Annotated in this window: 20 protein-coding genes, 1 other RNA gene and 1 pseudogene; 15 read left to right on the forward strand and 7 right to left on the reverse strand. The window is 50.0% G+C overall.

Annotated elements, in window-relative coordinates; translation table 11 throughout:
* Positions 1-171: 171 nt before the first annotated feature.
* Positions 172-355, forward strand: a non-coding RNA gene (ssrS, locus tag OXH18_RS20590) — 6S RNA.
* On the opposite strand, the gene OXH18_RS20595 is transcribed toward ssrS, so the two are convergent.
* Both OXH18_RS20595 and OXH18_RS20600 read right to left on the reverse strand, forming a co-directional pair.
* Positions 356-2,104 (reverse strand): dipeptide ABC transporter ATP-binding protein, encoded by a 1,749-nt coding sequence (locus tag OXH18_RS20595; RefSeq protein WP_268609339.1) that lies wholly within the window; start codon positions 2,102-2,104, stop codon positions 356-358.
* A gap of 134 nt (positions 2,105-2,238) precedes the next feature.
* The gene (locus OXH18_RS20600) at positions 2,239-2,628 is read right to left on the reverse strand and encodes a hypothetical protein (protein WP_315874768.1); all 390 of its coding nucleotides are present in this window, start codon (positions 2,626-2,628) and stop codon (positions 2,239-2,241) included.
* Positions 2,629-2,815: 187 nt separating this feature from the next.
* Between OXH18_RS20600 and radC the strand changes: the two genes are divergently transcribed.
* The 5 genes from radC to OXH18_RS20625 all read left to right on the forward strand — a co-directional run bounded on the left by radC (position 2,816) and on the right by OXH18_RS20625 (position 6,363).
* A complete protein-coding gene (gene radC, locus OXH18_RS20605; RefSeq protein WP_268609341.1) occupies positions 2,816-3,547 on the forward strand; it encodes a RadC family protein in 732 nt (243 codons plus the stop codon).
* Positions 3,548-3,715: 168 nt separating this feature from the next.
* Complete coding sequence (locus OXH18_RS20610; RefSeq protein ID WP_315874769.1) at positions 3,716-4,087, forward strand: STAS domain-containing protein; 372 nt, start codon at positions 3,716-3,718, stop codon at positions 4,085-4,087.
* Between the two features lie 114 nt (positions 4,088-4,201).
* Entirely contained in the window at positions 4,202-4,717 is a 516-nt protein-coding gene (locus tag OXH18_RS20615; protein ID WP_315874612.1) for a Mini-ribonuclease 3, read from the forward strand.
* A 117-nt stretch (positions 4,718-4,834) separates the two neighbouring features.
* Positions 4,835-5,989, forward strand: a complete 1,155-nt coding sequence (rlmB, locus tag OXH18_RS20620; protein WP_268609343.1) for a 23S rRNA (guanosine(2251)-2'-O)-methyltransferase RlmB — start codon at positions 4,835-4,837, stop codon at positions 5,987-5,989.
* 86 nt (positions 5,990-6,075) lie between these two features.
* Entirely contained in the window at positions 6,076-6,363 is a 288-nt protein-coding gene (locus tag OXH18_RS20625; protein ID WP_268609344.1) for a DUF1816 domain-containing protein, read from the forward strand.
* Here the strand turns inward: OXH18_RS20625 and OXH18_RS20630 are convergent.
* Positions 6,347-7,171: an alpha/beta fold hydrolase gene (locus tag OXH18_RS20630; RefSeq protein ID WP_390904402.1), complete on the reverse strand. Its 825-nt coding sequence runs from the start codon at positions 7,169-7,171 to the stop codon at positions 6,347-6,349. The genes OXH18_RS20625 and OXH18_RS20630 overlap by 17 nt on opposite strands.
* Positions 7,172-7,250: 79 nt before the next feature.
* Between OXH18_RS20630 and OXH18_RS25635 the strand changes: the two are divergent.
* From OXH18_RS25635 to OXH18_RS20640, 3 genes and pseudogenes are all read left to right on the forward strand, one after another.
* Positions 7,251-7,337, forward strand: a pseudogene (locus OXH18_RS25635) (Uma2 family endonuclease); the annotation flags it as partial.
* A 248-nt stretch (positions 7,338-7,585) separates the two neighbouring features.
* Entirely contained in the window at positions 7,586-9,118 is a 1,533-nt protein-coding gene (gene gatA / locus OXH18_RS20635) for an Asp-tRNA(Asn)/Glu-tRNA(Gln) amidotransferase subunit GatA (RefSeq protein WP_268609346.1), read from the forward strand.
* Between the two features lie 9 nt (positions 9,119-9,127).
* Positions 9,128-10,081, forward strand: a complete 954-nt coding sequence (locus OXH18_RS20640; RefSeq protein WP_268609347.1) for an alpha/beta hydrolase — start codon at positions 9,128-9,130, stop codon at positions 10,079-10,081.
* A gap of 122 nt (positions 10,082-10,203) precedes the next feature.
* Here OXH18_RS20640 and OXH18_RS20645 read toward each other — a convergent pair whose 3' ends face one another.
* Complete coding sequence (locus tag OXH18_RS20645) at positions 10,204-12,822, reverse strand: hypothetical protein (RefSeq protein WP_268609348.1); 2,619 nt, start codon at positions 12,820-12,822, stop codon at positions 10,204-10,206.
* Positions 12,823-12,942: 120 nt separating this feature from the next.
* Between OXH18_RS20645 and OXH18_RS20650 the strand changes: the two genes are divergently transcribed.
* From OXH18_RS20650 to OXH18_RS20675, 6 genes are all read left to right on the forward strand, one after another.
* Complete coding sequence (locus tag OXH18_RS20650) at positions 12,943-14,538, forward strand: glycoside hydrolase family 57 protein (RefSeq protein ID WP_268609349.1); 1,596 nt, start codon at positions 12,943-12,945, stop codon at positions 14,536-14,538.
* A gap of 416 nt (positions 14,539-14,954) precedes the next feature.
* Entirely contained in the window at positions 14,955-17,051 is a 2,097-nt protein-coding gene (locus OXH18_RS20655) for an ABC transporter ATP-binding protein (protein WP_268609350.1), read from the forward strand.
* A 91-nt stretch (positions 17,052-17,142) separates the two neighbouring features.
* A complete protein-coding gene (gene mug, locus OXH18_RS20660; RefSeq protein ID WP_268609351.1) occupies positions 17,143-17,691 on the forward strand; it encodes a G/U mismatch-specific DNA glycosylase in 549 nt (182 codons plus the stop codon).
* A 130-nt stretch (positions 17,692-17,821) separates the two neighbouring features.
* Positions 17,822-18,601, forward strand: coding sequence for an MOSC domain-containing protein (locus OXH18_RS20665; RefSeq protein WP_268609352.1), 780 nt, complete (start codon positions 17,822-17,824; stop codon positions 18,599-18,601).
* A gap of 169 nt (positions 18,602-18,770) precedes the next feature.
* Positions 18,771-19,403: a glutathione-regulated potassium-efflux system oxidoreductase KefF gene (gene kefF / locus OXH18_RS20670; protein WP_268609353.1), complete on the forward strand. Its 633-nt coding sequence runs from the start codon at positions 18,771-18,773 to the stop codon at positions 19,401-19,403.
* Positions 19,393-21,252 (forward strand): monovalent cation:proton antiporter-2 (CPA2) family protein, encoded by a 1,860-nt coding sequence (locus tag OXH18_RS20675; protein ID WP_268609354.1) that lies wholly within the window; start codon positions 19,393-19,395, stop codon positions 21,250-21,252. The genes kefF and OXH18_RS20675 overlap by 11 nt, the downstream gene beginning before the upstream one ends.
* Positions 21,253-21,296: 44 nt before the next feature.
* Here OXH18_RS20675 and OXH18_RS20680 read toward each other — a convergent pair whose 3' ends face one another.
* The 3 genes from OXH18_RS20680 to OXH18_RS20690 all read right to left on the reverse strand — a co-directional run bounded on the left by OXH18_RS20680 (position 21,297) and on the right by OXH18_RS20690 (position 25,344).
* Positions 21,297-21,875 carry a TVP38/TMEM64 family protein gene (locus OXH18_RS20680; protein WP_268609355.1) on the reverse strand — a complete coding sequence of 193 codons (579 nt, stop codon included), beginning with the start codon at positions 21,873-21,875 and terminating at the stop codon, positions 21,297-21,299.
* 273 nt (positions 21,876-22,148) lie between these two features.
* Positions 22,149-23,831, reverse strand: coding sequence for a GH3 auxin-responsive promoter family protein (locus tag OXH18_RS20685; RefSeq protein WP_268609356.1), 1,683 nt, complete (start codon positions 23,829-23,831; stop codon positions 22,149-22,151).
* A gap of 163 nt (positions 23,832-23,994) precedes the next feature.
* Positions 23,995-25,344 (reverse strand): cysteate synthase, encoded by a 1,350-nt coding sequence (locus tag OXH18_RS20690; RefSeq protein ID WP_268609357.1) that lies wholly within the window; start codon positions 25,342-25,344, stop codon positions 23,995-23,997.
* Positions 25,345-25,476: the final 132 nt, after the last annotated feature.

Consider the following 25,476-nt stretch of genomic DNA (forward strand, 5'->3'; position numbering starts at 1 on the left):
TGATTAAAAACTATCAACCTGATTAACAGCAATCCTATCTTTCTGCAAGCGATCGTCTGGGGATTTTCAGACGACATTGTTTTAATCAAAGTAAAAGGTTCGGTTATTTTGAAATTCTCATCGGTTTCCCCTTGCGGCATCCCCACTCCTCCTCGCTACAATGGATATCAAGTTCTGCTGCGACGTTGGTGACTGCCAATAATGTTTTATGATCTATGCCTTATGAACAAGGGGAGCGAGTTACTTCAGTGGCAGTAGACCGGGCATGTACCCGGAAACTTAAAGCTGAGGTCAAGATCCCCACCTGGAGTATTCCAGGTCAAAAACTGAGGTAAGACGGCGTTGCGGGGGGCTTTTAAAGCGTTTGATTCGTGCTAAAGGGCTTCTTGTCCTTGCTAAGACAGGTAGAATTTGTGTCAGGCTGATGCTTCAATCGCGACAACAGCGGGGCGGCAGCTAACAGGGTTTGAGTATAGGGATGCTGTGGATGGGAAAAAATTTGCCCTGTCTCCCCTATTTCCACAATTTTGCCTGCATTCATGACCGCAATGCGATCGCACAAAAATCGAGCAACCCATAGATCGTGAGTAATGAACAAATAGGTCAGGTCAAATTCTTGCTTCAATTCCAGCATTAAATTGAGCACTTGAGCTTGTACACTGGCATCGAGCATACTGACTGGTTCATCACAAACTAGCAGTTTGGGACGGGTAATTAGAGCGCGGGCGATCGCCACTCGCTGTTGTTGCCCACCTGATAACTCATTCGGGTAGCGGGAGTAAAAGGCCTCGGCTGGCACCAACCCAACCCGCTCTAGCATAGCTTGGGCTTGGGACTGGGCTGTAGCGGCATCGGCCAAACCATGAATCAGCAACGGATCAGCAATACTATCGCCTACCATCATCAATGGATTTAGACACGCATGAGGGTCTTGAAACACCATCTGCATCTGGCGTCGCTGTTGCCGCAATGCTTGCCGCGAGAAGGTTGTTAGATCGTGTCCTAAAAATTCTACCCTTCCAGCCGTGGGTCGGATCAATTGCAAAATTGTGCGTGATAACGTGCTCTTGCCGCAGCCCGATTCCCCCACCAGTCCCAAGATTTCTCCAGGATAAAGTTCCAGCGAGACGCCATCTACCGCCTTGATGGTTTTATCTTGATCTGACGTTAGCCACCGCGCTACAAAATTTTGCTCTAGGGTATAGTGCTGCTGCAAATTTTCAGTGCGGAGGAGGGGTGAAGAGTCATCTGAGTTTCGCCCATTCCCTACTCCCCGCTCCCCAATTTCTGCTTTCTGTTTTCCTGCCTGAAGATGTAATGCAGCCTGTAAAAGGGACTGCGTATACTCGTGCTGTGGGTGCACCAATACGGCTTGGGCGGCTCCGGTTTCTACTACTTTGCCTTGATACATGACAGCAATGCGATCGCAGTACTCACCGACCATGGCCAAATCATGGGAAATTAAAATTAGCGCCATCTGTCGCTCTTGGCACAACCGAGTCAGTTCTTGCAGAATTTGAGCCGAAACCGTGACATCCAAACTAGTAGTCGGTTCATCGGCAACGATCAGTTTGGGATTGAGCAATAATGCTAGGGCGATCGCCACTCGTTGCCGCATTCCACCACTAAACTCATGGGGATATTGAGACCACCGACTCGCAGGAATTTTCACTGCTTCTAATGTGGCAATGGCTCGATCTTTGGCTTGTCGCCGAGACAAGTTGGGCTGATGCGCTCGCAAGGTTTCCAAACAGTGCTCTCCGATCGTCATCACCGGATCTAGGCGGGTCATCGGGTCTTGAAAGACCAGCGCTACGGCTTCTCCCCGAAAGCAACGTAATTCTTTAGGCGAAAAGTCAAACACCGATCGTCCTTCAAACAATACTCGCCCTTCAATCCGGGTAGAGGGAGGCAACAATCGCATGGCTGCCCGCCCCAAGGTCGATTTGCCACAGCCGGATTCTCCTACAATCCCTAGCCTTTCGCCCGCCTGTAGGGCGATCGACACCTCATCGACCGCCCACTCAATGGCGTCCTTAGCAGTCCGCTGCGGTGGATAGGCAACCCGCAAGTTCTCAAGTTGAAACAGAGCGTCAGTCGTCATAGGCAGAGAGGCTAGAGGCTAAAGGATGAAGGATCAAATTCAAACTCCTGGTACAAAGCCGTTAAGCTAATCCTGTTCTAACAGTCCTTCCGTAGCGATTACAAAAGGAAAGCATATTCAAGAACAGTTAACTGTTAGGACTCTAGAGGCAGACCCAGCCAGTCTTTGAGATGCGATCGGAGCGCTTGGCTAAATGTAGGACGGCGCTCAAACTGAAGGCTACGAGTTGGTTTACGGGTTTCATCCAACATCCAGCCATAGTCACTACTCAACCGCAGTTTATCCTGCCAATCGGAAATGGACACAATCCATCGCGAGGACTCTTCTTCATATCCGCACACATAAAAGACATAATTAAACGTATTTTGCTTACCAGGAGCCACCGTCGAAGGTTGCCCAAATTTTTCCTGAAGAATCGAGCGAGTGCGATCGACCACCTCAACACCATTGAACTCTTCCAGCGTTTTTACCGCCAATGTTAGAGCAAAATAAAACTCTTCTACCGACACAAACTCTAACTGCATAATCTCCGCAATCCCTGCTGCAACCAAGAGTGTATCACCCAGAAGCATGAAGAGTGAGCGATGAGACACGAAAAAGCTAAAGGAGAAAACAAGGAGAAAACAATGTCTGACAAACTTTTCCCAAATTTGGGATAACTAAAAATATCTTCCCGACTCCTAACATCCAACCCTGTATCCCCGCTGCCCAATGACCTACCGCCTGCGCGTTGCTGATCTTCCTGCTGCTGAACGACCCCGTGAGCGCTTGATGACTTACGGAGCAAAGAGTTTGTCTACGGCTGAGCTAATTGCCATTTTGCTAGGAACGGGGCAAGGTCCAGGCAAACTCTCGGCCGTGGGACTAGGGCAGCATATTTTGCAAAAATTAGGAGAACATCAGCGCGATTCGCTGGCGGTGTTGCGCGATGTGAGCGTCCAAGAATTAATGCAGATTCCTGGGGTGGGTGTAGCGAAGTCCACCACAATCGTTGCGGCGATCGAACTAGGTAAGCGGGTGCTTTATTCCCGTCCGCCCGATCGAACGGTGATTGATGATCCCAGTGTAGCCGCTGCCATCCTCAGTGGTGATCTAATGTGGCAAGCCCAAGAACGCTTTGCTGTGCTGTTGCTCGATGTTAAGCATCGACTGGTAGGAACTCAAATTATTAGCGTTGGGACGGCGACCGAAACTTTAGCCCATCCTCGGGATATTTTTCGAGAAGTGATTCGTCAAGGAGCCGTCCGAGTCATTGTGGCACATAACCACCCCTCAGGGAATGTAGAGCCAAGCCCAGAGGATATCGCCTTAACTCGTCAGCTTTTAGCGGGAGCACAGATCTTGAATATTCCGTTGTTGGATCACCTCATTCTAGGAGATGGTCATTATCGCAGCCTGCGTCAATCTACCACTCTTTGGCAGGAATTTCCTCAAGGTGATTAACATAATTAGGGAAATTCTACATGGGCAAACCCCGCCAATGCGAACAAGCGACAGGTTTATAGCGGAAGAGGGAACATGAGTGGTTGCATCCTGTGCTATCCTGACCTATACTTGAACCTCGGATTTAATAATTTTGTCCATTTGTATAAGATGCTATAGGAGGGTTCTATTCCTGAAACGCTTACCCTAACTCTTAGTTTGAAAGGCAATCGTGAAGTCAGAGACAATTGCCAGCTATTTCGTCTTGCAGGTTTGTTAGATGCGTATTCGGAACAGGCCTTCCTCAAGGCGTTAGAAAAGTTTTCTGAAGAAAATCCTAAAAACATTATTCTTGATCTATCGCAAATTGACTTCATTGACAGTTCTGGTATTGGAGCGTTGGTCAAGCTTGCTAAAAAAGTTCAGAATAATGGGGGCACCTTTCAAACCGTTACTAATCCCAGAGTAACTCAGACGGTTAAGCTGGTTCGTCTGGAACAGTTTCTCTCTCTTCAACCCACCGTCGAAGACGCTTTAGCAAAACTGAAGCAAAGTTCGTGAACTTCATTAAGTCAGTTCTTTTTTCAAGGGCTGACTTCCACATGTCGCCTCGAGTTAAGCCAAGATAGTAAATGTGCTAACGTAGTGAGGTCATTGCAGGTGGAATCTGAAAGGATGAATTCAGATAGAATAACGGCTCAGCGATCGTCTGGGTCGCTTTTTTCTGTAGAATCTGCTGAATTCGCCTCGTTTTTGCCTCCTACAGCCGTAGCACTCGAGCAGCTTTCTCCAGCGGCACTAGCTTATCTAGGAGATGCCGTCTATGAACTTTATGTTCGATCGCACTATCTCATACCGCCCAAACGGTTGCAAGACTATCATGCCCAGGTGGTGAGACAGGTGCGAGCGGAGGGACAGGCACTTCAGTTGCGTCTGCTACAACCCTATTTAACGAGCGCAGAACAGGAAATTCTTCGGCGGGGAAGAAATGCAGCTAGCCATAAATCAAAACGAGGCGATCCCAAAACGTATCAGCAGGCAACCAGTTTAGAAACCCTCATTGGTTATCTTTATTTGACTAATCCACAGCGATTGTTTCAGCTTTTAGCTCATCTGGAGTTTGTGCCGGGTGCGGCCGATCGAGCCAGCGACGATCTTAAAGAGACTGCTTCAAGTTCAGAGAGTTATTAGCACAATCGATTAGCACCATTGATTCAGTATCTAGCTATCCCTCTAGACGAGCATCACTCGGCTTCACAACCTGATTTTACGAAGATTTCCACATCAGTAAAGGACTGCAACTTAGACATGGCTGCCAAGCATCATTCCTCTGGCTCATCCGATCGCCCTCATCGTCAGGGTGATTCAAACCAAGCTGCTAAAAAACCGTTTAAGCGAGCGGGGAAATCAACTCCAAAACTCAAATTTCGATCGGCTGATAGCAACCCAGAGGCTGCAAATAACCGTCGGCAACGCCCCGATAGTCGAACTGAAAAGAGAACTTTAAAGCCCATTGATTCTTCCAAAATTAAACGAGCCGACACATCGGAGCCAATGCCCGCGTCAGGCTCTCGATCGTCCCATCGTTTCCGTGCTCATTCTGCCGATCCCAGTCGCTCTAGGAAGTCACCCGTTGCCCCTGATACTGAATCTGAGAGCGATTTGATTTATGGTCGTCACAGTGTTCAAGCGGCTTTAGAAGGCAAACGAAATCTGAATCGCGTTTGGATCATTTCTAGGTTACGCTACGATCCCCGCTTTCATTCACTTTTATCGGCTGCTAAAGCCCATGGGACGGTGGTTGATGAAGTGGAACCTCGACGGCTTGATCAACTGACTCAGGGGGCAAACCACCAGGGAATTGTTGCTCAGGTTGCTCCATATGAATATGCTGAACTTGGGGATCTAATTGAGCAAGCGAAGGCTGCCACCGAGCATCCAGTGCTTATAGCCGTTGACGGAATAACTGACCCACAGAATTTGGGTGCAATTATCCGCACTGCCGAAGCAATTGGCGCTCAGGGATTGGTGATCCCGCAGCGACGAGCGGTTGGAATCACATCGACCGTTGTTAAAGTGGCTGCCGGAGCTTTAGAAACTTTTCCAGTGGCGAGGGTTGTCAACCTGGCGCGAGCACTGGAAGAATTGAAAAGCGCTGGTTTTTGGATCTATGGTACTGCTGTAAACGCCAGTCAACCGGTGGACACGGTTCGATTTGATCAACCACTTGTTCTGGTCATTGGTGCAGAAGGAGAAGGGTTGAGTTTGTTGACACAACGCTGCTGTGATGTTTTAGTCTCTATTCCGCTATCGGGTAACACTCCTAGCTTGAATGCATCCGTGGCAGCCGGAATGGTGCTCTATGAAGTATATCGGCAACGGCGATCGCAAACGTTTTACCTGGATGATATGTCAAGAGGTACTTTTCAAAACCCAGCGCAACACAGTATAAACAAATTGTAAAAAAGCGCAATTTTGCATAGGTCTCTGTCACAATTTCCGAGAAGCCGCTTTGTGCCTGTAATCTTCCAGAGAACTGGTAGGAGCTTATGAAAGAACTTTGGATCACTATTCTTGAATCCCTTGGGTTGGCCTGGTGGGTTGAGGTTGTCACAGAATCGCCCAAATGTACCTATTATTTCGGGCCCTTTGCCACCGCCAAGGATGCCAAAGCCGCTCAATTTGGGTATGTTGAAGACTTAGAACTAGAAGGTGCAAAGGGGATCAAAGTCGAAATTAAACGCTGTAAGCCAACCCGATTAACAATTGTTGAAGAGGAAGAAGATGAGTCTAACCCATTTGGGGGAATCTCGCCGATTCTTAGTGGACAACTTTAGGATTGCTCTCTAACCATCGATCGATATCACGCAATACTGTTTCTGTGATCTCCCATGGGAACAAGTGGGCTACGTTGTTGTAGCAATAGGCTTCACCATTGGGCAGGGCCTTGGCTGTTTCCAGACTGGATTGAGCGGTAATATGACGATCGTCGGCTCCGGCAAGGACAAGGGCAGGACAGCGCAAGTCCGTTAGGGCCGCTAGGCGATCGTAGCCTGCTTGTAGGCTTCTCTGTAGAGCTTGGTTAGCGAATGGGGAAGTTTGAAGGTAGGCGGTAATAGCCTCATCGGCAATGTGCTGATAGGCGTTTGCAGTATGTTGTTGAATTAGGTATCGAAACAGCGATCGTTTGCCAAAGGTATCGATATTCCAATCCCAACCGGGCTTGAGTTTATTGAGAATTGAGGCGATCCCCGTGTAAAGATTATCTTCCCATGTAACCGGCGGATGGTTACTGCGGGGACGGGCTGCGGTAGCCACCAAAATTAGTCCGCTGACGCGATCGGGTTGCCTCAGCGCCAGTTCCATAGCCAAAATTCCCCCCAATGACCATCCCAATACTAAACAGCGATCGAGGTGCAGGCGATCGAGCAGAGCTTCTAGATCGATCAAATGATCGACCATATCAAATGGACGATCGGTGCGGCTTTGCCCATATCCACGTAAATCGGGGGCAATTGTCTGAAAGCGCTGCGATAGGTGATTAGTGAATACCGACATACAGCGTCCTGATCCTGGATGTCCGTGAAGACACACGATTGGGTACCCAGTTCCTTTGGTTTCAAAAGCCAGTTGGACAGCAGCCATCATGGAGATCTTTCAAAAAACAAAACAACATAAAACAAAACAACTAAGAGTTGCCACTATAGCGAATCTAGTGGTTCATCTGCTTTGGTATCCCGTAGAGGAGCAGACTACAATCGTCACCGCTCTGGATGTCATGGTTGTGTTTAGACGACCCAAGGGCGATCGAAGCTGAAACTCGTGCCGCTCGATTGGCCGATCGCTTACGATTGTTGGAAGTTGATCCAACTGACTGATCTACAAACTGATCTACAAGAATAGCCCTGTGGGTTAGGTATCCCATACTAAAATGCAATAGTTCTGCTTGTAAGGGCGTTTGACGCCCCCTATGGCATGTAGACTGAACCAACATCTTCTGTTTGTTCCACTATGTCGTTCAGTTGGGTTAAATCGCTACTAGTTAATTGAGGTTATTGCATGGCATCCATTCGCGAGTTGCACAATCAACTCATCAGCAAAGAACGGTCTGCGGTTGAAATTGCACAAGAAACGCTCGATCGGATTCAATTACTCGAACCTAAGCTTCATAGTTTTCTGTGCGTGACAGCCGATCGAGCACTGGAGCAGGCCCAACAAGTGGATGCCAAAATTGCTGCTGGTGATGACATCGGTTTGTTGGCCGGGATTCCGATTGGTATTAAAGATAATTTATGTACTAAGGGGATTCCGACGACTTGCGCTTCTAAAATCTTGGAAAATTTTGTGCCGCCCTATGAATCCACTGTCACTGCTCGACTGGCTACCGCCGGAGCCGTGATGGTTGGCAAAACCAATATGGACGAATTTGCCATGGGCAGTTCCACCGAATCTTCTGCGTTTCAGCTAACGGCTAACCCGTGGGATCTAGAACGTGTACCGGGTGGGTCTTCTGGTGGTTCAGCCGCTGCGGTGGCTGCCGCAGAATGTACAGTAGCATTGGGATCAGATACGGGGGGTTCAATTCGACAGCCTGCTTCGTTTTGTGGCGTTGTGGGGCTAAAGCCGACTTATGGACTAGTTTCTCGTTATGGATTAGTGGCGTTTGCCTCATCACTGGATCAAATTGGGCCGTTTGGGCGATCGGTGGAAGATGCCGCCATTTTGTTGAAGGCGATCGCCGGACATGATCCCAACGATGCCACTAGCTTGAACGTCAAGATTCCTAACTATGTCAGCAGCCTCACGCCCAATCTAATGAAACAACGCAAATTTCGCATCGGCATTATTAAGGAGGCATTTGGTGAAGGGTTAGATCCAGTGGTGGGGAAAACCGTGATGGACGCTGTAGATGAGTTACAAAGGCTTGGGGCTGAAATCACCGAAATCTCTTGCCCTCAGTTCCGTTATGGGCTGCCCGCTTATTACATCATTGCTCCTTCCGAAGCGTCGGCCAACTTGGCGCGGTACGACGGCGTCAAGTACGGCTTCCGCAGTGACGAAACTCACAACTTGATGGAGATGTACACGAAAACTCGCGCTCAGGGGTTTGGTGCGGAGGTGAAACGCCGGATCATGGTTGGAACCTATACCCTCTCTGCCGGGTACTACGACGCCTATTACCTCAAAGCGCAGAAAGTGCGGACGTTGATTAAGCAAAACTTCGAGCAGGCATTCTCTCAAGTAGATGTGCTAGTCTGCCCCACTTCACCGATCACGGCCTTTAAGGCAGGAGAAAAAACCAATGATCCCCTTAGTATGTACCTAACCGACTTACTGTCGATCCCGATCAATCTGGCTGGCTTGCCAGGATTGAGCTTGCCCTGTGGATTTGATGAAGCGGGACTGCCGATCGGACTGCAAATGATTAGCAATGTGCTGCAAGAAGAAACCCTGCTGCAAGCAGCTTATGCCTACGAGCAAGCAACCCCGTGGCACGAACGATCGCCGCAGCTAGAAGACACGCCGCCATCCACTCAAACCACTCAGAGCAAAAAAACCAAGAAAAGCTCCGTTAAACGCAAGAAAGCATAAACAATCGCCGTGTTGCGTTCCTCTATCACTGGTATGTCGTTGATTCTCAAACTATCGCTACTGTTCGGTGGGCTACTGTCTACTGTTTACCTCGCCATCTGTGGCGTGCTGTATCTGCGGCAAACACGCATGATCTTTTTTCCGTCGCCCTATGTGGAGGTAACACCGGCCGGACTAGGGCTGGACTATGAAGAACTGTGGCTTCCCGTTGCAGCCGATACCGTAAATCTTACATCTTCATCTTCTCCATCTTCCTCACCGTCCCCATCTCTCCAACATCTACATGGTTGGTGGATTCCGGCGATCGCCCCCGAAACTGGAGTCTTGTTGTACCTGCACGGCAACGGCTTCAACATTGGAGCAAACCTGTCTCATGCAGCCCGGTTTCATCAGCTTGGCTTCTCGGTACTGCTGATGGATTACCGGGGCTATGGTCGCAGCGAAGGTGAGTTTCCCCACGAAGCTCAGGTTTACGAAGATGCCGAAACCATGTGGCACTACTTAGTGGAAACGCGGCAAATCTCACCCGATCGCATTATCGTTTATGGACATTCCCTAGGCGGTGCCATTGCGATTGATCTCGCAGCACGGCATCCGCAATTAGCAGGCTTGATCGTGGATGGCTCTTTCACGTCGATGCGTCACATGGTTGCCCTCTCACCGATGTTGCGGTTTTTTCCAATTGACTGGTTACTCACCCAACAGTTCAATTCCCTAGAAAAGATTAGGATGCTCCAAATACCTATTCTGTTCATTCATGGCACCGCCGATGCAAAAGTACCTGCCAGCATGAGCCAGACTCTCCATGAAGCAGCCCCACAGTCCCAGCTTTACTTAGTGCCGGATGCCGGACATAACGACGTGGCAGAGCGGGCCGGAACAACTTATCTAGAAACCGTCCAGCAATTTGCCCAGCAGGCGATTCGATCGGACACGGGTATTGGTCACAGAACTGGACGCTAACGCAAAGGGCAGCACCTTGGAAATTATCCGAAAACCAGCGTGAGTTGAGCCAGTGTTTCCACAAAGTCTGCTGTCTTTCAATCAAGCAATCAAGGTTTTCGGATAGAACTCCCATGCCAACATCATCGATTCAAATTGACGGATGTTGGCGCTTCCTGAGACGTGGTTTGTCCAGCGGGTTGCCAATAAACCGTGTTTATAGACAAACCTGTCACTTCCGACGGTAAGGTGAATTTGCTGGTAAATGGTACGGTTTGACCGGGTTGCACAATGCTATTGGGCAGATTCAATCCTCCCACCGCCAAATTGTTGCCCGCGCCAGTTTGATAGCCAATGCTGACCAAATCGATCGGTTGAGACGTGCGATTCGTGACACAGCCAATCAAATTGATTTGCTGGGGATTGCCAGAGGTAGGCTGGAACTGCAAATTAGACAAGGCAATTGGGGCCGAGGTTGTTGCGTCGGTGGTGGGTGGGCAAGTTGTAGGAACCGCATTAGGAGCAGCAACAGTCTCCGGAGCCGCCGGATCTGCAACTGCATCCGGAGCCGCCGGAGGAGACGACAGTCGTGACCACAAAAACGCAAAGCTAATTAATCCAACAATCCAACCGCTAATTCCCAGTAGGATTAAGGGGAACAACCAAGGAGTCCCCCGGTTTTCAGGGACAGGATCTCCAGCAGAAACCACTCCGTCGGCAGGCGGATTCGCGCTATTTTCCAGATCAAACTCAGCTAGCTGCTGCTCCAATGCCTCTTGAGAAGGTTCTTCATAGGCAGAAATTGGTGCTGGTGCTGGAATTTCTGTATCAGGGTAGGAGCTACTGTAGACTGGTGCTGGAATTTCTGTATCGGGATAAGCTGGTTCTGGAATTTCTGTATCGGGCATGGTTTCTGCCATCTCTGCATCTGCCGAAAACTCGTCGTAGGGGGTGTACTGGGGGTCATCTCCCATCAACGCCGAACCGGGGAATTGGTTAAACGAAGCGGTTTCGACAGTGCTTGGCTCTGAACGTGGTGCATCTGGATCATCAATCGATTGTGACCAACCATAGGACTGGCTTATCTCTTCGGTCGTGGGTTCGTCGATCGGCTCTTCGGCGAAAAAATCAATCAAAGCTTCATCGGACAACGGATCGTCAGAAGAAGCTGGATCAGCCGCCGCTGGATCAGAAAAGTCGGTCAATGAAAACGCCGAGGTATCTGATGTCATGGACGGATCTGCGGCATCTAAATCAGACTCATCCAAGATCCAATCGGTCTGATCAAATTGATCGAGTTCCGTGTTGGAATCATCTTCGGGTCTCGATGGTTGAAATTGGTTATTATCCTGTCCTTGCATTTGTTCTATAAAGGGGTTCGATTGCGGTACAACATAGAGATCCTCAGACTGATCCACGGGAGTGTCTTGAAATTCTTGCAAGAAATCGGGAGGAAACTCGGCGAGAGCGTCTGACTCGCTTGGCGTATCTGATTCCACTGCATCAGTCAGTGGGTCACGAACTGAATTCCAAGATTCTGGCGCGGCATCGATAGCAGCAGTTTGATCTGCCGAAGTATCAATCTGAGCGTCAGGTTCGATATCAACCCCTAACGATAGCTCATCCGTCAAATTTGCGAACTCATTCGTTGTAAATTCGTCTGTAGCAAAATTATCTGTAGCGATCTCATCGGCTTTCACCCAACTGGATGGTTCACTTGCAGCAACAGTGGGGTCATTGCCCGTGAGCGCCAGTAACAAATCCGGATCTTGCGGATCGGGAGCATCAAACAGCAGATCCTCGTCTGTTGTCAGATCGGGGGGAAGGGTCTCACCAGAAACCTCTTCGGATGGACGCGCCAGGTCTCCTAGTGGAAGGGTTTGGCTGAGGGCTGGTTCGTTCAATTCGTCGCCCAGGAAATTGAACAGCACTTCATCCGGTTCGTCGATCGGCTCTCCTACTTCATCTACGCCCATGTTTGCCACCAGGGGTGGCGATTCTTCCAGGAAATTGAACAACACTTCATCTGGTTCATCGTCTAAGGGTTCAGACGTCTCGGCTCCATTGAACCAGGATGGATCAAAGGTTAGATCAGCTTGTTGCAGCGCTGCTTCAATTTGTTCACTCAACGCACTCCTAGCATCGTCTAGCTCTAGCTCGGTCAGCAAATCGGGATCTTCGACAGGTTCTATCCACAACCCTTCTTGCTCATGAGACTGAAAGCGATCGTCCGCTTGCTCGCTTAAAAACGACTCAAATTGCTGCGCCGAGTCCTGTGGTTCCTCCTCGGTCATCAACTCAGCTAAGAAATCCCGCGCAGATTCATCAGACTGCTCTGTCCATAAGCTCTCTAATCGACTTTCTAGTTCCTGGCGCTGTGGATCAAACGGCGGTTGGGGTGATGGATCAGATAACTCTGCTTGCACCTGGGAAAGCTCTTGAATGGATTCGTCAAACCCAGGGAGAAACGACTCGAAAAAAAGATCCTGCTCCCAGGCAGGCGAAGCCGCTCCTATTTGCTGACCTGCAACTCTGACTGTTTTAATAGACGGAATATCCAACGTTTGAATGCCGCGCTCAACAAAATCGGTGAGGGATTGTCGGTTGGGAATTCGATCTGCCTTGAGCACAACATTCAAGTGATCGCCTTGTCGCTCAACGTAGGCGGTCATCCCTTTCGGTTGCAGAGCATTGTTCATTAAAGCGGCGATCGCTTGTGGATCACCTTGTTTGGCTTGTTCTAGGAGAAATGGCTGTGTCATAACTCAATTTAGTGCATCACTTGTTTTGCTTAATTTTTGCTTTACAATCTTGGCATTGGTTGTCTTGTGTCTTGACTTCGTTAGTTTGCCCACTCTCAGCCTGCAATTTTTCTCTGACCTATGAGCCTTGGATACCTTGCCCTCGTTCTTCACGCCCATCTGCCCTTTGTTCGGCATCCAGAAAGCGATTATGTATTAGAAGAGGAATGGCTGTTTGAGGCAATCACAGAAACTTACATTCCCTTGCTTACCCTCTTTGAGGGGCTGAAGCGGGATGGGGTTGACTTTAAGATGACCATGAGCCTGACCCCGCCGTTAGTGTCCATGCTGCGCGATCCGCTGTTACAAGAACGGTATGATCAGCATTTAGCCAAGCTTCAAGAACTGATCGAAAAGGAAATTGAACACAACGTTCATCATGGTCACCTCCGTTACTTAGGGGAATTTTATGCCACTGAGTTTAGCAAGGTCAGAGAAACTTGGGAGCGGTATAACGGCGATTTAGTGGCCGCATTCAAGCAATTTTTAGACAGCAACAATTTGGAAATTATTACCTGCGGAGCCACGCATGGATACTTTCCCTTAATGAAAATGTACCCGCAGGCTGTTTGGGCCCAAATCCAAGTTGCTTGTGAACATTATGAAGAAAACTTTGGCCAGCCGCCTAAGGGCATTTGGCTGCCTGAATGTGCTTATTATGACGGACTAGAACGCATGATTGCGGATGCCGGGTTGCGGTATTTTCTCACCGATGGACACGGTATTCTCTATGCGCGACCTCGGCCCCGCTTTGGCACCTATGCCCCTATCTTCACTGAGACAGGGGTCGCAGTGTTTGGTCGCGATCACGAATCATCCCAACAGGTCTGGTCGTCGGAAGTGGGGTATCCAGGTGCACCCGAATATCGAGAGTTTTACCGCGATCTTGGCTGGGATGCTGATTATGAGTTCATCAAGCCCTACATTATGCCCAATGGTCAGCGCAAGAATACAGGCATCAAGTATCACAAAATTACGGGCCGCGGCTTGGGGCTAAGCGAGAAGGAATATTATGATCCGCATTGGGCCCGCGAAAAGGCCGCTGAACATGCGGGTAATTTCATGTTTAACCGCGAGCGGCAGGTGGAGCATCTTTACCAAATCATGCAACGCCCGCCAATCATCGTGTCGCCCTATGATGCCGAACTGTTTGGGCACTGGTGGTATGAAGGGCCGTGGTTCATCGATTACCTATTCCGCAAGACCTGGTTTGATCAAAACACCTATGAGATGACGCATCTGGCTGATTATTTGCGGAAACATCCAACGCAACAGGTCTGCCGACCAGCCCAGTCTAGCTGGGGCTTTCGCGGATTTCATGAATATTGGCTCAACGAAACTAACGCCTGGATCTACCCGCACTTGCACAAAGCAGCCGAGCGCATGATTACTCTTTCCTGTCGGGAGGCAGAAGATGAGCTAGAGTGGCGCGCCCTCAACCAAGCCGCCAGGGAATTGCTGTTGGCTCAATCTTCTGACTGGGCGTTTATTATGCGAACCGGCACAATGGTTCCTTACGCAGTACGCCGCACCCGATCGCACTTACAGCGCTTCAACAAACTTTGGGAAGACATTAACCAGGACAAGATTGATGCTGGTTGGCTAGAAAAAGTCGAAGCGATCGACAATATTTTTCCCAACGTCAATTATCGGGTGTACCGACCGCTGATGGGCTAGGCAATCGGTGGCTCAGTCGCTAATTGTGGTGTCGGAATTATCGCTCGATCGCCTAGCAATTGCGCATGATATTAAGCGAGATAGATCTACGAGATAGATCTACAAAACCTGTCAACGATTACACAATAGCGGTGCCAAGGCTGCTAAAATCCAGCGTAAGTTTCTTTGACGACTTGCAGCAAATTTCTCTGGCATTGCTGAGCAGAGCGATGAATCGTGAAGTTCCTGACAAGCTTATTAAAGTTGGATGGCTTAGGGACATCTTCGTTAAATTTAGTTAGTTAAATTTAGCAACTCCGTTTCTCTAACTGCGTCTATTGTTTCAGTACAGCGACTCCACAATCCTTAAGACTTCAGCATCCACCTGGAAAAACAGCCTAAAATCGTAAATCTAAGCTTCGACATTGCGTTAATCCATGAACGACACCATCCTTGATGTTCGTAACCTCCAGGTAGAATTCCAAACCAGCGAATGTGTGATCAACGCTGTTGACACCATCTCCTTTCAGGTACAACGCGGGCAAACGCTGGGAATTGTAGGCGAGTCTGGCTCGGGTAAATCGGTGACATCGCTGGCGGTGATGGGATTAATTCCCTATCCGGGGCGCGTCACAGGTGGCGAAATTTGGTTTCAATCCCGTGACACAGACACACAGCCTGTTGATTTGCTGCGCTTGTCGAAGCCGCAAATGCAGCAATACCGCGGCGGACAAGTGGCCATGATTTTTCAGGAACCGCTGAGTTCACTGAATCCGGTCTATACCTGTGGCTTCCAGATCATCGAAGCGATTCGTCAACACGAACCGACGATCGCTCCGGCGGAAGCCCGGCGTCGAGCCATCAATTTACTGCAAGAAGTAAAGCTGTTACCCAGCGATGCCGAACTGCAAGAGCACTGTTTGGAACAGTGGCGCAAAACCAATCCCGATGCTGTGTTGCCCGATCGCGACTTGGCCAGACAGATAGGGCAGCACAAACACGCGATTTTGGATCGCTATCCCCACGAGCTATCGGGCGGGCAGATTCAGCGGGTGATGATTGCGATGGCCATTTGCTCGAATCCATCACTGTTGATTGCTGATGAACCGACGACGGCACTGGATGTGACGGTACAGTCCAAAATTTTGGATCTGCTGCGAGAACTGCGCGATCGACGCGGCATGTCCATGATGTTTATTACTCATGATTTGGGGATCATTGCCGAAATTGCCGATTGGGTGGCGGTGATGTATAAGGGCAAAATTGTGGAATACGGCTCGGTTTGGGATATTTTCTCCAATCCTCAACATCCCTATACCAAGGGCTTGCTAGCTTGCCGTCCCCAGCCAGATCGGCCATTGAAGTACCTGCCTACGGTGTCAGATTTTATGTCTGTCACCACCACTCCTGACGGGGAATTGGTCATTCAAGAAAAGCCGTTGACCCTCGAACAAGCCTTCAGTAGCCACGCGGATGAGTCTATTGACCCAACCGATGCTGTGAGCACGCATAGGATTGGCAACGGTTCGATCGGGCAATCTACTCAGCCTTATGGAGGTGTGGCAAACTATCAAGCTGACAATTTAGCGGAAAACCGACTGCCGACAGAACTACAGCCGACAGAACTACATCAGAGTCCTTCTCTGCATTCGCCCATTCATCCGACGCAAGATTCAAACCACCCAGTTGAGCTTGAAAGATCGCCCATTCTTACCGTGGAGGATTTGCAGGTAAGCTACCCGGTGCGCGGCATGTTTGGACAAACCCAACGCTATATTATGGCGGTGAATGGAGTCTCATTTGAGGTTTATCCGGGCGAAACCTTGGGGCTGGTGGGCGAGTCGGGCTGTGGTAAATCGACTTTGGTGCGCACCTTACTACGGCTGAATAAGCCTGCTAGGGGACGAATTGTGTTTGAGGGCGTCGATGTTTGTTGTCTCAACCGCCATCAGTTGCGGAAACTGCGACGCGAAATGCAAATCATCTTTCAAGATCCCTTCAGTTCGCTTGATCCTCGGATGACGATCGGGGAAGCTATTATGGAACCGCTGAGAATTCACAACTGCGGCGGCAATCGCCGGGCACGGCTGGAGCGCGTTTCGTACTTGCTCGATCGGGTGGGCATTGATCCCAGTTGCAGCAATCGCTATCCCCACGAATTTTCTGGTGGGCAACGGCAGCGGATCTGCATTGCCCGGGCCCTGGCGCTTAATCCCAAGTTCATCATTTGCGATGAATCGGTTTCTGCTTTGGATGTGTCGGTGCAGGCGCAGGTATTGAACTTGCTGAAGGAACTACAAGACGAATTCAATCTCACCTACATTTTCATTTCCCATGATCTGAGCGTCGTCAAGTTCATGAGCGATCGAATCATGGTGATGAACCGAGGCAAGATTGAGGAAATTGGTCCGGCCGAGCGTATCTACCGTGAGCCGCAGCAAGCCTATACTCAACAACTGATTGCTGCCATTCCTACAGGTAGTTTGCAAGCTATTCGCGATCGACAATTACAGCGCGGGTTTGCAGTGAGCTAAGGTAGGTACTTTGCCGAGAGCCTTTCGATGACAGCGTTCAACTCGCCTGACCCGCGAACGTGATGAAGATTGGATACTAGGCTCCCAGACGATGATGCGTAAGCCCACAAATGCTGAAATTCAGGCGGCCTTTGGGCGCACGGTTCCTGACATCATTGCCCCTCATTTGCAGGTATTGTTCTGTGGCATTAATCCCAGCCTTTACAGCGCTGCCGTCAATCATCACTTTGCGCGTCCAGGTAATCGCTTTTGGAAAACATTGCACGGAGCAGGTTTCACCGATCGCCTCCTCTCTCCGTTCGACGATCAAGACCTGCTGAAATTTGGGTATGGGCTAACCAATCTTGTTGATCGCGCCACCGCCAAAGCCGGCGAATTAACATCGGCGGAACTGGTGAATGGGCATCAAGCACTCGTTGCAAAGGTACAGCACTATCAGCCGCGTTGCCTAGCAATTCTGGGTATCAGCGCCTACCGCACCGCCTTTGCCCAACCAAAAGCGACGATGGGGAAACAAGACAGCGCTGTGGCTGGAGCGATCGTCTGGGTGTTGCCCAATCCCAGCGGCCTGAATGCTCATTACCAACTCGCAGATTTACAGCGAGTTTATCGTGAGTTACGGCTAGCTGTTACCGCATGAGGCAATCGGGTTGCGGCTCCGCTCTGCCCAATGGCTTTGTTCAATACGGGTCTTAAGATTATATTTTTTATTCTTATTTTTTATTCTTGTATATTTTTTATCCTTGCTCCCTCCTCCTTCCTCTTTGCCCATGCCCCACCTTTCCAAACTTCTCATCTACCCAATCAAGTCGCTCGATGGGGTGGAAGTCACAGAAGCCACTATTCTGCCAGGAGGCGCGCTGGCCCACGATCGCGAATTTGTCTTGTTTGATCCACAGGGACGGGTAGTGAACGGGAAACGCACTGCAAAAATTCACACGCTGCGATCGATCTATGAGTTGGCTGCCAGAACGGTGACGCTCCGGATTCAAGATCGCGATCGTCCGGCTGAAACCTTTCATTTGGATGCCGATCGGTTAGCTCTCGAAGTTTGGTTCAGCGATTTTTTGGGCTTCCCGGTCACGCTTCAGCAAAATCTGCACCAGGGCTTCCCGGACGATACCGATGCTTCTGGTCCAACGGTGGTGAGTCTGGGTACATTGGAAACGATCGCCAACTGGTTTCCAGACTTAAGCTTAGAAGCAGTCAGACAGCGATTTCGCACGAACTTAGAAATTGCCGATGTACCGCCCTTTTGGGAGGATCAGCTATTCGGTGATGTCGGTCAACAGGTGGCGTTTCAGATTGGTTCGGTGACATTCCTTGGCAATCACCCTTGCCAACGTTGTGTAGTTGTCACCCGCGATGCTTTAACTGGTGAAGCGTACCCCAATTTTCAAAAACAGTTTGTGTCCCAACGGCGAGCCACGTTACCAACTTGGACAACTCCTTCACGATTCAACCATTTTTATCGGCTGACTGTGAATACGATCGTGCCTGCCTCGGAAGCTGGAAAAACGCTGTGCCTGGGAGATAAGGTGAGTCTCTAAGCACCGCCTTGCGGAGGGGAGACACTGTCTAGGCTCATCCCTCAAGCCATTGCAGTCGAGGTTTAGTGAACGGAGATCGATCGCCAGGATACCTAGAGCGGTATAGTGCTGAAAAGACGAGTGACGCTGAAGCCTGTCCTATCGATAAACTGTCAAATCTTTTGAATTTATGGACACTCCGAACCGGATCTTGATTTTGTTTGCTCACCCGGCTTTGGAAAAATCACGGGTCAATCGGCGTTTGCTACAAGCTGTGACTGGGCTAGACTCCGTCACCATTCACGATCTCTACGAAACCTATCCTGATTTTCAAATTCAGGTGAAAGATGAACAGAATCTTTTGCTAACGCACGATATTATTGTGTTCCAACATCCCTTCTACTGGTACAGCAGTCCGGCGTTACTGAAGGAGTGGCAAGATTTGGTACTAGAGCACGGATTTGCCTATGGGCATGAGGGGGTGGCGCTACGCGGCAAGAAAATGCTTTCGGCAATCACCGCCGGTGGCAGTGAACAAAGCTATTGCCAAAAGGGTTATAACCGCTTCAGCGTTCGGCAACTATTGGCCCCGTTCGAGCAAACAGCCCATTTGTGTGGGATGGACTATTTGCCTCCGTTTATCGTGCATGGTACACACAGGCTAGAAGGTACACAGGACATTGACAAGCACGCTGAAGACTACCATCGCGTGATTCTGGCCCTGCGCGATAACACCATCCGTTGGGACAGAATCAGTCAATGTCGTCGCTTGAATGAAGACCTGCTGCAAATTATTCAACAGGAATCTGCCCATGCAACCTGACGATTTTTTCTTTCAAGCGTTTGTGTATTTGGTGGCAGCGGTGCTGTCTGTACCGATCGCCAAGCGATTGGGGTTAGGGTCGGTGTTGGGCTATTTAATTGCGGGAGTGATCATCGGCCCGTTTGTCTTGGGGTTTGTAGGACGTGCCCGCAGCGGCGATGTCATGCAATTTGCCGAGTTTGGCGTGGTGATGATGTTGTTTTTGGTGGGGCTAGAGCTACAGCCCGCTTTGCTGTGGCGACTGCGCGTTCCAATTGTGGGGTTAGGCGGGTTGCAGGTGGCTATGACCACAACCCTCCTGACGGTGATTGGCATCCTGATCGGCTTGCCGTGGCAAATGGCGCTGGCGATCGGGCTAATCTTACCGTTATCTTCAACGGCGATCGGGCTACAAACCTTGAATGAGCGCGGGCTTCTGAAAACCGAAGGTGGACAAGCAGCCTTTTCGGTGTTGTTGTTTCAAGCGGTGGCTGTGATTCCGATTCTGGCTGTGTTGCCGCTGTTGGCCATGGAGCCAAGTGCCGCCGATTCGACCCAAACCAGTGGGCTAGCAGGTTGGCAACAAACGCTTCTGGTCATTGGCACGGTGGGTGGCATTGTGCTGGGTGGGCGGTTTTTACTGCGGCCGGTGTTTCGCTTCATTGCCGATACCCAACTGCGCGAGATTTTTACCGCAACTGCCTTGCTGTTGGTGATTGGAATTACGCTCGCTACTCAACAGGTGGGATTGTCGCCAGCGTTGGGTACGTTTATCGGGGGTGTGGTCTTGGCTGAAAGTGAATATCGTCACGAACTGCTAAGTACGATCGAACCTTTCCAAAGCTTATTGTTGGGGCTGTTTTTCATCTCAGTGGGAGCCAGTATTGACTTTAATTTGATTCTTCAGCAGCCGCTGCTGATCTTGGGATTGGTGCTGGCTGTGGCCGTGCTGAAATGCACTGTTCTGTTTGGGCTGGGACAGTTTTTTAAGTTGGCCCTCAGCCACAGTCTACTGTTTGCCTTTGCGCTGGTGCAGGGGGATGAATTTTCCTTCGTGCTGTCGTCGTTCGCCGCCCAAAGCAATGTGTTACCACAGTCTACAGCGGGAATTGTGGTGGCGGTGGTAGCCCTGTCGATGTTGCTGTCACCTGTATGCATGATTCTGTACGAAACTGTGATTCAACCCCGCTTCTCTGGAGAAAACAGCGATCGCGACCCTGATGAGATTGACGAGAACGAAAATCCGGTGATCATTGCTGGGTTTGGACGATTTGGGCAAATTGTGGGGCGATTACTGATTGCCAATGGTTTTAAAATTACTGTCCTGGATCACAATGCCGGACAAATTGATCTGCTGCGCCGGTTTGGTTGGAAGGTGTTTTATGGCGATCCGTCTCGTGTCGAATTGCTGCGATCGGCCGGAGCCAACCAAGCCAAACTGTTTGTGATTGCCATCGACGAGCGAGAAAAAATCCTGGAAACCGTCAACTTGGTTCGCAAACATTTTCCCCACTTGAAAATTCTAGCGCGGGCCATCGATCGGCAACATGCCTATGAACTAATTCGACATGGCGTGGATATTGTACAACGAGAAACTTTCGATTCCGCGTTGGAATTAGGGGTAGAAGCCCTGAAACTGTTGGGTATTCGCGCCCACCGCGCCCATCGAGCGGCTCGTACCTTCAAACGCCACGACGAGCAAGCTGTGCAGCAAATGGCTCATCTAACCGACGATGAAACCGTTCTGATTGCTCGATCGCGTCAATTGTCCGAAGAACTCGAGCAAATTTTACGATCGGATACTCGTGGAAACATTACACCAGAAGTCGATCGGGCGTGGGATATCTCATCGTTGCGCAAAGAAGTATAGATAGCGATTGTCTGCCCCCCTCGAAGCGCGGATCAGCCTGTGTCTCATTCTCCACCTTGAATCAGGGCTTCTAGAATGCTGGTACCCAAATAAATATAAGCTGCGACAATTGCGGCGGCACTAATAATCAGCGCAATCAAAAACCGAGCAAAGGGAATTCGTGTAAGCCCAACGGCATAGCTGACAATATCCTGCGATAGCGGCATAATCACCAACATGCCTAAAATATCTCGATGCCCGCGCAATTGCTGGGTAAACCGATCGAGTTCATCCAAGTTGCCCTCACCCACAAATCGACTGACCACTCGACGACCAAAGGTTCGAGAAATCCAGAAATTGATACTACAGCCGACGATCGACGCTGTCCAACTCAGCAACCAAGCCAACTCTTTGCCGAAGAGTGCGCCTCCCACTACAAACAGCGAACTGCCGCTTAATGGAGCCAAAATCAAACTGACAGCACACAACAAAATAAAAATAGCCGGCGCCCACCATCCGGTCTGCTCAATGAAGGCTTGAGCGTTGTCTAGTCCGATCGCCTGTAACGCCAGTGCAAGACCGACATACAGCACAACCGCAAACAACAGCGCGGTCAATAGCTTTTTATATTTTCCGATCCGCATTCCTGTACCTGACTTTGGATGGCGAAACCACAATCACCACTGTAATCGAAGTCAAATCGAAGTTACCCAACAGAAGTGATGATTCAAGCTTGAGAGATTGACTGCAAGCGTTAGAGGTTGTTGAAACATCACAACTTTTGCGCCCCCATCCCCCAACCCATGCTCTTGTGGGAGAGAAAGAGGGCAGTTTGAGCCATTGCAGTTTGAGCCATTATTGATCCGGTTCAAATATCCTCTTGAAGTGAGAGAGAATCAAACAAACTCAAGACCTGATCAGCAATCGCCCGCTAAACGCACCTCTTGGACGATCGGTAAGTCGTTGAGGAACTGGCGATCTTCGCTGACATGAGGAAATTTTAGCTGCGACTCGGCCATGCCGTTTTGAATCAAATGATACCGTAGCCGGGCAAAACTGCCCGATTCTAAAATGCGGAGGCGTGGTTGAGGAATTTGATCGCGCCGTTTGATGGCATAGAAAGCATGAACCTCTTGGAGAATATCGTCAAACTTTTGCAAGAACAGGTCTGGCTGCGATAGCGTTTCTCCAGGGGCTAATTCAATGTTGACCAAATAATGGGGAGGAATCGCGTCGTCAGATAGGGTGATGCAGAAATTCTCCAGTGTTACATTAAACGCCTGCTGCAACATTTGCATGGTTTGAGTTACATGAAACTCGCTAGTCTTTTCGGTGGAAGCTGATAGAACGCCACCTCGACGGTGCCGAAAAATCATCAGCGGTGCCCGCCCAACCATGCCATCAATTTCGACGACATCGCCTAAGTCATAGCGATAGAAGCCAGCATAGTTGCTAAACACCAGACGATAGCGCTTGCCCACCTGCACTTCCCACGGCAACAACGTTTTTGGATATTTGACTTCCCACTGATCTTCGGGAATGAATTCAAAGAATCCACTGTCGATCGCCGGAAATACGCTGTCGGTGTTGAAATCGCGATGCACGCCTAACACTCCTTCAGCACAGGCGTAGGTGCCACCAAAAATGGGAGTATCGCCAAAAAATTCAGGGAAGCGATCGAAGTAGAAATTTGAGGTGCCACCCCGCGCTGTCACCATAAAGGACAGATCCGGCCAAGCATATTTGGGTAACAGTCGTCCGTGGCTGTGAAGTACCTGACGCAAATAGTCAGCGCGATCGGGAGCCGCCGACCACTGTTGTTCTAGTTTGAAGCGCAATTCTGGTTCCAGTTTCAGCCAGTGAGCCATTTCGCCTGTTTCCAAATCTTGAATCAGTTCGTCGGCGTTGGCTTCCAAATGTTCGCACAGTTGCAGCGCTAATACGGGAAAGGTGGCTGCAATCACGCGCAGATCGGCATTGCGCAGGGCAAATAAAAGGCAAATATAGTACCGCGTTTTTGTGTCGGAAATTTGCACTGCTTCAAACGGATAGGTGAAAATTTGGCGATAGAACCAATTTCCCAACCGTAGATCGCTAGTGCTAACTGGAGCATAGGCAATGCCGCTTTCAGTGTAGCCCAACGGTTTGACCGACAGAGGAAGCAACATTTTGCCGAGTGGTCGTCCCGATCGCCGCGCTGCACCTACCAGAAACCCGAGAGCAGCTTGATTGGCTCTAGAAACAAACCGACGCGATCGTTTCGTGACAGGAATCAGCTTTTTGTGCCCGGTGGAACCACTGCTGAGATTAATGTAAATTACCGGATCGGGCGTCAAGATGTTCGGCTCCCCTTTGGCCATACGCTGGGTGTAGGGATCAAAGGCACTGTAAGGCTGTACAGGCAGTCGATCGCGAAATTGATCAATGGTTTTAATCTCACCAATCCGATACTCTTGCCCAAACGCTGTATTCTGATAAGCTTGCAGCAGCGATCGCAGAAATGTTTCTTGGGTGGCTTCAATCTGGTCAAGGCGATGCAAAAACTTGGCTTTCGATTGGGAAGCGACAACGGACAAGGCAGATAGAACTAGGTTTACCATTGCTGCATCAAGATATGGGAATCAGGACGTGAGGAGTAGGGAGTGGGAAACAAGTGAGCAAATGACTATCATACCGAGGGCTGGACTATGGCTGGAAAGATGGTGTGAGAAATGATACTATGAGCAAAGGGTTGGGACGCTCAAGTCCACACCTTTCCGCGCCTTACACGGCTTCCAGGTCGTTAGCGCTGAGCAAGATCGGATTGCGTTGATCTTGTTCGAAGTGTTCGAGGACAATCTCTGGTTGAATCTCATGGGGCGCGAATGCGATTGCAGGCTGAAGGGTCTGCAACGGATAGTCTTGTTGCATCCGCTTGGCTCCTCCTCCAGTAATATTGAGTAAGATGCAGTCCCGGCGATCGAGGTTCCCGGCTTTCACCGCTTGAAGCAGAGCGGCTGTGGCAACGCCAGAGGCCGGGCAAATGTCAATTCCTTCTAGTTCTTCAAACAATACTCTGGCTCGTTCGGCTTCGCGGTTGGTGACGCCATACATTTGGCCATCGGTCTCCAGCAAGGCTTCATACAATCCACCTGCAATCGAATAGGCAGGCTGGCGATTGGTTAACACTTTGGCGGCCACGCGGTTAATTTGTGCTTTGGCTCGGTTTTGATGCATGGGGGGGAGATCTCGACTCTTGGCGTTCCAAGCTTCAACCATTGGGGTAAAGGGGGCATTTTGCGCCAGATGTAATTTCATGCGGTTGCTGCCAAATCGCCCGTCTTCCAGTAGGCGCAGATTGGCTTCCCAGGCAGAAATTCCACCGGTGCCCGATCCGACGGCTTGAAAATAATGATCGGGAATGCGACCCAAGCTCACAGCGGCATCTAAGACTGTCAATCCCATGCCATCGCGGCGGGCAACGTTGGCGGCTCCTCCTTCTGGGAAATACTGATCTAATTGGCTAATCATCTTTCCGAGGGCAATCGCATCAGAATAATCACCATTGCCACTGACGACTACCAAGCGAACGTTGGGCTGGAAGCGGTACCTAGACCAGATCGCCGATAGGTTTTGCCCAGGGATGACCAAGCAAAGAGGGAGTCCTTGGTCGGAACAGACGGTAGCAAAGGCACGACCTGTGTTTCCGGCAGAAGCAATAACCAAGGTGCGGGGATGGTGAGAAGGGATTCTTGCTAAGACCGAGGGCGCTTCTAATTCTTTAAACGAACAGGTGTACAATTCGGCTTGGCGATCGGGCCAGTACCCATTGAAGCTGATGTAAAGCTGGCTGAGACCTAAGTACCGGGCAAGATTGTGGCTTTCATAGGTAATGGGCTTGCCAGCTACGTTGAGAGTTTGCTCAACGGGTAGCCAATCCATATAGCGAAACAAACCGGGAAGCTGTTCTTTCACCTCCAGCTTTTTCGATCGATACACCGCTCGCAGTAAGGCCGGTTCGTGCTCGGCGTCACAGTGGAGGCGGAAGGGATCGGGATCGTACTCTGCTCCGCACAAGGTACAACACAGCGTATATTTGGGCCTACGAAGTAAACGATGAAGGGTCTGAGACACCGTGAGTCCGTCCTTGAGTCTGCTCGATGTACTGCTCAAAGACTATCAGAATCTACCCAACAGGTTGGGGAATTCTGGACAGTGTGCAAATTGAACCACTACTGTTTTCTATGGTGGTCCGACATGATCTGA

This window comes from Thermocoleostomius sinensis A174 (assembly GCF_026802175.1).
GTDB classification, from domain to species: Bacteria; Cyanobacteriota; Cyanobacteriia; order Elainellales; family Elainellaceae; genus Thermocoleostomius; species Thermocoleostomius sinensis.

What these genes read in the sequence shown, in the direction of transcription:
- OXH18_RS20625 (WP_268609344.1), top strand. Translation starts at nt 6,076, where the DNA reads ATGAAAGAACTTTGGATCACTATTCTTGAATCCCTTGGGTTGGCCTGG.
- OXH18_RS20595 (WP_268609339.1), bottom strand. Translation starts at nt 2,104, where the DNA reads ATGACGACTGACGCTCTGTTTCAACTTGAGAACTTGCGGGTTGCCTAT.
- OXH18_RS20655 (WP_268609350.1), top strand. Translation starts at nt 14,955, where the DNA reads ATGAACGACACCATCCTTGATGTTCGTAACCTCCAGGTAGAATTCCAA.
- OXH18_RS20630 (WP_390904402.1), bottom strand. Translation starts at nt 7,171, where the DNA reads ATGGCTGCTGTCCAACTGGCTTTTGAAACCAAAGGAACTGGGTACCCA.
- OXH18_RS20680 (WP_268609355.1), bottom strand. Translation starts at nt 21,875, where the DNA reads ATGCGGATCGGAAAATATAAAAAGCTATTGACCGCGCTGTTGTTTGCG.
- kefF (WP_268609353.1), top strand. Translation starts at nt 18,771, where the DNA reads ATGGACACTCCGAACCGGATCTTGATTTTGTTTGCTCACCCGGCTTTG.
- OXH18_RS20685 (WP_268609356.1), bottom strand. Translation starts at nt 23,831, where the DNA reads ATGGTAAACCTAGTTCTATCTGCCTTGTCCGTTGTCGCTTCCCAATCG.
- mug (WP_268609351.1), top strand. Translation starts at nt 17,143, where the DNA reads ATGATGCGTAAGCCCACAAATGCTGAAATTCAGGCGGCCTTTGGGCGC.
- OXH18_RS20600 (WP_315874768.1), bottom strand. Translation starts at nt 2,628, where the DNA reads ATGCAGTTAGAGTTTGTGTCGGTAGAAGAGTTTTATTTTGCTCTAACA.
- radC (WP_268609341.1), top strand. Translation starts at nt 2,816, where the DNA reads ATGACCTACCGCCTGCGCGTTGCTGATCTTCCTGCTGCTGAACGACCC.
- OXH18_RS20665 (WP_268609352.1), top strand. Translation starts at nt 17,822, where the DNA reads ATGCCCCACCTTTCCAAACTTCTCATCTACCCAATCAAGTCGCTCGAT.
- OXH18_RS20675 (WP_268609354.1), top strand. Translation starts at nt 19,393, where the DNA reads ATGCAACCTGACGATTTTTTCTTTCAAGCGTTTGTGTATTTGGTGGCA.
- rlmB (WP_268609343.1), top strand. Translation starts at nt 4,835, where the DNA reads ATGGCTGCCAAGCATCATTCCTCTGGCTCATCCGATCGCCCTCATCGT.
- OXH18_RS20615 (WP_315874612.1), top strand. Translation starts at nt 4,202, where the DNA reads ATGAATTCAGATAGAATAACGGCTCAGCGATCGTCTGGGTCGCTTTTT.
- OXH18_RS20650 (WP_268609349.1), top strand. Translation starts at nt 12,943, where the DNA reads ATGAGCCTTGGATACCTTGCCCTCGTTCTTCACGCCCATCTGCCCTTT.
- OXH18_RS20645 (WP_268609348.1), bottom strand. Translation starts at nt 12,822, where the DNA reads ATGACACAGCCATTTCTCCTAGAACAAGCCAAACAAGGTGATCCACAA.
- gatA (WP_268609346.1), top strand. Translation starts at nt 7,586, where the DNA reads ATGGCATCCATTCGCGAGTTGCACAATCAACTCATCAGCAAAGAACGG.